Raw genomic sequence first — 6,629 nt, 5'->3', positions numbered from 1 at the left:
AAGAACATTCCATCAAACCGAATCTCGTTCAACGACAGTTCAAAGCCTTTGGTCCACGAACTGTTTTATTAACAGACATTACTTATTGCTTATATGGTCAGGATAAGCGAGCTTATTTATCCACCATAAAAGATGCTTATACAAATGAAATCTTAGCGTACCAACTCAGCGCTTCTTTAGAAGTTGAATTCGTCCTCGCCACGATAAATCAGTTAATTGAAGAAGAAGGCATGACGTTAAATCATGAGACGATTATCCATTCAGATCAAGGTTCACACTACACGAGTATGAAATTCCAAGAACTACTTGAGGATCATGACCTGATTCAATCGATGTCTCGCCGTGGTAACTGTTGGGATAATGCCCCTCAAGAATCATTCTATGGTCATATGAAAGACGAAGTAGATATCGCAGGATGCCAGACATTTGAAGCATTACAAGCAGCCATCGATCACTATATGAACTATTACAACCATGATCGCTACCAATGGGGCTTAGCTAAATTAGCTCCTCGTCAATACTATGAATTTGTGACAACAGGCTATTATCCATTAGCTGATTTAATTGAAACACCAGAAATTCCAGCAGTCAGAACTTGTGATGTGAATGAAAGTGCAATGTAAATTAAAGGTTAAACCTTATAAAAGGGAGGTTTTAAAAAAAGAGAGGCCGTTTTGAAAAATGTCCTTGACTAAGGGTCCAATTTACGCCTTTGCTAGCCGATACTTCAACACTTTCGGCTAGAATGAAGCACTAGCTCTAGCCAGCGCCTTAAGCTCGAGGCACAAACAAAGCGCTCCAACTAAAAAAGTTAGGAGCGCAATTTCAACACCATTAAAATTTAAGCGAAATAGGGTTCAATTCTAGCGGTCACGTACTTGGCGAGCCAAGCAACAGGAATCGCCAACACGAGCGTTACGCCTATCGAAACCAGACCCGCAACTGGAGTTTGAAGAAAGGCGATGCGGACATTACGACTCACGCGCAGAAAATCCAAATTGCGCGCGATAATATCGGAATAGTAATCGCCCATAATATAGTAGGCCAACGTATAACGCGCCATAAAACTTGCCGTACGCGACCCAATATTATCAGGTACTTGCCACTGCTGGAAGAAACTAAAGATCAAGGCCGTCGCGATAATAATCAAGATATCGTCATAAGTTCCAATGAAAGGATCATAGACACCTCCTTCGGCCAGCCAGAAAATCACCACTGTGTTCAGCACTAATGCCCCAGCAGCCCCCGCCAACTTTTGCCACTGCTTAAGGCGCAAGGCATCAGGATGGCGACGCAAGTAGCTCCCCAACAAGTAGTAAACCAGTGGATAAGCTGAACGAATAAAAGTGTGGAAATACTCAATTTCAAAAGCCTTCATAAAAGCTGGAATAGCGACCAAGCCTGTCATCAGCGCAATCAATCCGCGCTCTTCGCGATCAGTCAAACTAGCAATCAAACGATTCAAATAAGGCGCCAACAAATACAAACCAATATGGAAACTTACATAATAAGGCGGATTTAGCACAAACTTCGCCCAATCTTTTTCGCCCATCGGCAACTCATTATACGTATGATTTAGGAAATAGGCCACCGTCAACAACAGCGTCGACTCAATCAGAAAACCAATTACACCTTTGTAATGACGCTTATCCGGCTGACGTTTCGCCAACAGATAGCCCGTCGTCATAAAGAACAGCGGCACACATATGTTCAATAAATTCATAAAACTCGTCAAGATAAAAGCCGTCTCAGTCGTCAAACTCATATCCATATAAGGCGTCCGTTTAAAATGATGCACCATCACCACAAACCACGCCGCCATCAACTTCACCAAGTCCAGCGAATAATTTCTCTTCATATTATACCTCTTACTTTCTGAAACTTTATTATACTCCCTTCGCTTCACAATGCCAGTATAAAGAGTTTAAGAATTCATAACATTGACAAAATACTACCCGACATAACGTCAAAAAAAGAGCACCACAGCTTGTGGCACCCTCGAGTATCTAGATTCATATTTTGTAAGAAGTGACTTTACCTGCTAAGAAGTCGACATACAACTGGGCCGAAGCCTCGTTCGTGAATTTCTTGGCTTCGAAATGCTCCAGGATCATTGCCGGCGACACGTTCGTAGGTTCAAGATTCGCCATAATCGTATCCGCCCAAAGCTTCGCATCATCAATCGGTAGAAATTCTGCCAAGCCTAACCCTAAATCTGTCTCACGCGTTTGGTTATCCGATAACAAAATCTTCTTACCAGAAGCTTGAGTTTCAACAGCAACCGTTGACAGACCCTCGAAATGTGACGGTAGAACCACTAAGTCCATCGTCGGGTACAGTGTCGAAATATCATCGCGGCGCCCCATAAACTTCACATATTGTTCCAGACCTTTATCCTTCACCGCTTGCTTAATCTGCTCTTCCAACTTGCCTTTACCGAACAACACCCACAGGAAATCCAAATCAGTTTTAGCGAGCTCTTCAATAATTTCCAAGCTAAACTTGTGATTCTTCACTTCATGAAGGCGCGCGATTTGCGAAATGATGAATTTATCTTTATTCTCTTCACCATAAATTTCTGCCTTATCCCTCGGAGTATTAGATTGGTTGATAAAGTTGTTAACATTAATACTGTTGGGAATGTGTACAACATCTTTGGCTTTAGGCCCAAAGACATTGGCAGTTGCGCCTAAACCACAAGAAAGTTTGTAGTCAGCCATCCAACAATTCACTTTACGGCGCCAATCATTGATGTTATCTGGTTCGGCTGAATGGGCATGAACCGCAAACTTGAGACCATTTTTCTTGGCAATTAAGTAGAATATAATGCCTAAATCCATGCCATAATTACAGTGCACCAATGTATCTTTAGGTAACTGTTTAAAAATCGCATTCGTTTGTTTAATTGCTTGCGGCAAGCTTTCTTTAACCGGGTTTGGCACACGGTAAATCTGTCCGCCCGTTTGGTTGATCGCATTCTCTAAGCGCTCACTTGGTGTGTCAAAGGTAATAATATCCATTTTGACGTTTTGATTCACTAGTGCTTCTGCTTTGTTTAAAATGAATGACGAAATTCCTCCACCGAATTCCGACATAATGTGAATCACTTTGTAAGTGTCAGGCATAGTCCGACCTCCTCGTAAATTTTCAAACCTTATTTTACCTTGAATGACGCTGTATTACAAATGGATTGTTGAGATAACAAAAAATCGCCTTAACCACAAAGATGCTGTAGTTAAGACGACCAATTTTTATTTATTAACTAAATCAATTAAATTGTGTGAAATATCTTTTGTAGCAGCATATACTTTTTGATATTCTGCATAAATGTCTGCGTATTGCGCAACATTATCAGGATTTGGATAAACTGTATCTCCGTAAGCAACAAACGCTTTATTGCAAGCTAATAGTGAATCATACCAACCTAAGCCCACTGCTGCTAACATAGCGGCTCCCATACCAGGTCCCTCATCAGCTATTAGAGTCGTAATCGGCGTGTTAAAGATATCCGCTTGGATTTGTAACCAGTTATTATTTTTAGAACCTCCACCGACAGAGATAATTCGCTCAAATTTTTTATTCGCGACAGTTTCCATTAAGTACTGAGAATCTTTCAGTGAGAACGTAATCCCCTCTAAAACAGCTCGCGCAAAATGATCTAAAGTATGTGTCGTGTCCATTCCAATAAAACTTCCGCGAATCTTACCATCCGTATAAGGGGTTCTTTCACCTACGATATAGGGAGCAAATAATAATCCTTTTGATCCTGGTTCAATTGAATCGATATTTGCTAATAATTCCTCAAATGATTTATCCGTCGCAAATGTGTTTTTGAACCAAGTTAAGCTGTGCCCTGCCGCTAATGTAACTCCCATTGAGTAGTAAGCGTCATCCGCATGATTAAATAAATGTAGTTGACCTTTGTAATCAACATCTGCATCATTTTCATAGGATAGAAATACTCCTGATGTGCCAATACTTACCATCCCCGTCGTATGATCAAGAATACCCGATCCTACAGCAGCCACAGCATTATCTGCACCACCTGCAAAAATTTGGATATCATGTTCAAATCCAAATTTTGCCTTTAGATCCTCAGTCAATTTACCAGTATTACCATAAGACTCAATCAATGTTGGTAAAATATTTTCTGAAATGTGATATTCTGTTTGAATGGCTTCAGACCATTTTTTATGTTTTACGTCTAACATCAATGTTCCAGCGGCATCAGAATAGTCCATGTGATAATTCCCAGTTAACCAGTAGCGTAAATAGTCTTTTGGGAGTAATATTTTAGCTACCTTATCCCATATTTCAGGCTCATTTTTTTGTACCCACAATATTTTAGGTAAAGTGAATCCTTCTCTGGCTATATTTTGCGTGATTGATAGAATTTGATCGCCAAATTGACTATTAATTTGCTCACACTCTAGTGAGTTACGTACATCATTCCATAGTATTGAAGGACGTAATACGTTTCCCTCATCATCTAACAACACCAAACCATGCATCTGACCAGAAAAAGAAATTCCTTCTAGCTTAGTTTTAAAATCATTAACTATCGCTGATAATTGTTCAATTACTTTTTCACACGCAGTTAACCATTCTGATGGCTGCTGCTCGCTATAACCTGACTGATCATGAATTAAAGGGTAATCAGCTGATGCTGATCCAATCACAGTTCCAGCCTTGTCAACTAGCAACCCTTTTAAAGAACTCGTGCCTAAATCTAAACCTAATACATAACTCATATTATTATCCTCTCTGACATAAAGTTTACATTTTCACACCACCAGCAGTTACACCACCAATGATACGTTTTGATAAGAATAAGTACGCTAAGATCAATGGAACAACAGAAAGTGATACACCTAGATATAAACTACCATATTCAGTAGTATAAGTATCTGTCGTTAATAGTTGCACTAACATTGGTAAGGTATATTTTGAACGATCGTTAATTAAAATTAACGGCATTAAAAAGTTATTCCATGATTGAACGAAGCTAAAGATTGACATCGTCGCAATTGCTGGCATCATTTGAGGCAAAATGATGCGATGGAAAATTTTCATTTCCCCTGCCCCATCGATTCTTGCTGAATCAACAATTGATGGATGGTAAATGGTTTCAAGATACTGTTTCATAAAGAATACTGTTGGTGCTGAAGCAATAGCGGGTACAATTAAAGGTATGTAGCTGTTCAACAGTCCAACTGAAGCCATAAAGCGGTAAAATCCAATCATATTAACTTGTGGTGGCAACATAATTAATAGGAGGACAATCGAAAACATTACTTTCTTTCCTTTGAAATCATAAACTGTGAAGCCATAAGCAGTTAAACATGAAAAATACATGCTTAAGATTGTTGAACCACCCGCAATGGTAAAGCTATTACGGTAACCTTCAAAAATATTAAAGCCACGATCCATCAAAATATTCCAGTTATCAATAAAACTACTGCCTGGAATTAATGCCATTCCTTGTTGAATTTGTTCAGCTGTTCGAGTTGAATTCACAAAAACAATCCAAAATGGAATAATACTTAGAATTGTAAGAAAACCAAAGAATACATAAATCAATGTTCTTTGCATTTTAATTTTTTTGATATCTTCCATCTTATCAACCCTTCTTCTCTTTTTTGTCTCGCACTAGCATAAAAATCACAACGCTCAAGACAATAGTCATTAATAATAAATAAATTGAAGCAGCAGAAGCGATACTGATATTACGTCCGCCTTGGAAAGCTTGTTTATAAATATAGGTCATAACAGTTTCTACACTACCGTTTGGCCCACCATTCGTTAGTAACAATGGAATATCAAACATTTGTAAACCACCAACTAAAGAAGTAATTAATACATAGAGCGTAATTGGTTTCAATAGTGGTAGAGTGATTTTTCTAAAGGATTGCCATGGTGTTGCACCATCGACTTCAGCAGCTTCATATAAAGAGGCATCAATACTTAGGATACCAGACACTAATACGATAGCAGTTTGTCCATACCACATCCAGAATTGGATAAACGAAACTAGACCACGTGTAAATCCAACATTTCTGAAGAAATCATAAGGACCATCAAAAATTCCTAAATTAATTAGTAAGAGGTTAATTGGACCTTTCGGATAACTGAATAAAGCATAGAATATAACGGCCACTGATGCTGCAGTGATAATATTAGGTAAGTAAAAGGCGCTTTTAAAGAATGTTTGCCCTTTTAATTTAAGTCGCGCATTGGTAAACCAATAAGCTAATATCATTGAAATAACAATTTGCGGTATGAAGTTCATTGTCCACAATACCAATGTGTTTTTTATCGCTTGAATAAACAGACTATTTTTTAGTAAATTCGTATAGTTCATTAAACCAACAAAAGTTCCTTCAGTCTGAAAGCCTGCAATATTATAAAATGATAGATAGATTGTATTTAAAGTTGGGTATAAGTTAAAAATAATAAAGACTAAAAAAAATGGTGCGATAAAATAATAACCAAATTTATTCATGTCTTTTATTTTGGCATATTTTTCAGGTTTCTTGCTTGCATTTACTTCCATAATCGATGCTCCTTTAATGAAGTAGAAGAATAATAGATACCTATTATTCTCCTACAATTAATTTCCTTATAAAATT

General features: G+C 38.2%; 6 protein-coding genes. 1 reads left to right on the top strand and 5 read right to left on the bottom strand.

Annotated features, from left to right (window positions below):
* Nucleotides 1-623 (top strand): IS3 family transposase (locus tag GF867_RS12695; protein ID WP_153832783.1); only part of this gene is annotated, 623 nt, incomplete at its 5' end.
* Between the two features lie 218 nt (nucleotides 624-841).
* Here GF867_RS12695 and GF867_RS12690 read toward each other — a convergent pair.
* The 5 genes from GF867_RS12690 to GF867_RS12670 form a co-directional block, all read right to left on the bottom strand.
* Nucleotides 842-1,858, bottom strand: a complete 1,017-nt coding sequence (locus GF867_RS12690; RefSeq protein WP_153833463.1) for an acyltransferase — start codon at nucleotides 1,856-1,858, stop codon at nucleotides 842-844.
* 154 nt (nucleotides 1,859-2,012) lie between these two features.
* Entirely contained in the window at nucleotides 2,013-3,125 is a 1,113-nt protein-coding gene (locus GF867_RS12685) for a glycosyltransferase (protein ID WP_153833462.1), read from the bottom strand.
* Between the two features lie 126 nt (nucleotides 3,126-3,251).
* Complete coding sequence (gene xylB, locus GF867_RS12680) at nucleotides 3,252-4,751, bottom strand: xylulokinase (protein WP_153833461.1); 1,500 nt, start codon at nucleotides 4,749-4,751, stop codon at nucleotides 3,252-3,254.
* 25 nt (nucleotides 4,752-4,776) lie between these two features.
* Nucleotides 4,777-5,616 (bottom strand): carbohydrate ABC transporter permease, encoded by an 840-nt coding sequence (locus GF867_RS12675; RefSeq protein ID WP_153833460.1) that lies wholly within the window; start codon nucleotides 5,614-5,616, stop codon nucleotides 4,777-4,779.
* Nucleotides 5,617-5,620: 4 nt separating this feature from the next.
* Nucleotides 5,621-6,553, bottom strand: a complete 933-nt coding sequence (locus GF867_RS12670) for a carbohydrate ABC transporter permease (protein WP_153833459.1) — start codon at nucleotides 6,551-6,553, stop codon at nucleotides 5,621-5,623.
* Nucleotides 6,554-6,629: the final 76 nt, after the last annotated feature.

It is taken from the genome of Fundicoccus ignavus, from assembly GCF_009659375.1.
In the GTDB taxonomy this organism is placed as follows: domain Bacteria; phylum Bacillota; class Bacilli; order Lactobacillales; family Aerococcaceae; genus Fundicoccus; species Fundicoccus ignavus.
Note: the sequence above shows the minus strand (reverse complement) of the source record. Positions and strands in the feature narration are given on the sequence as shown.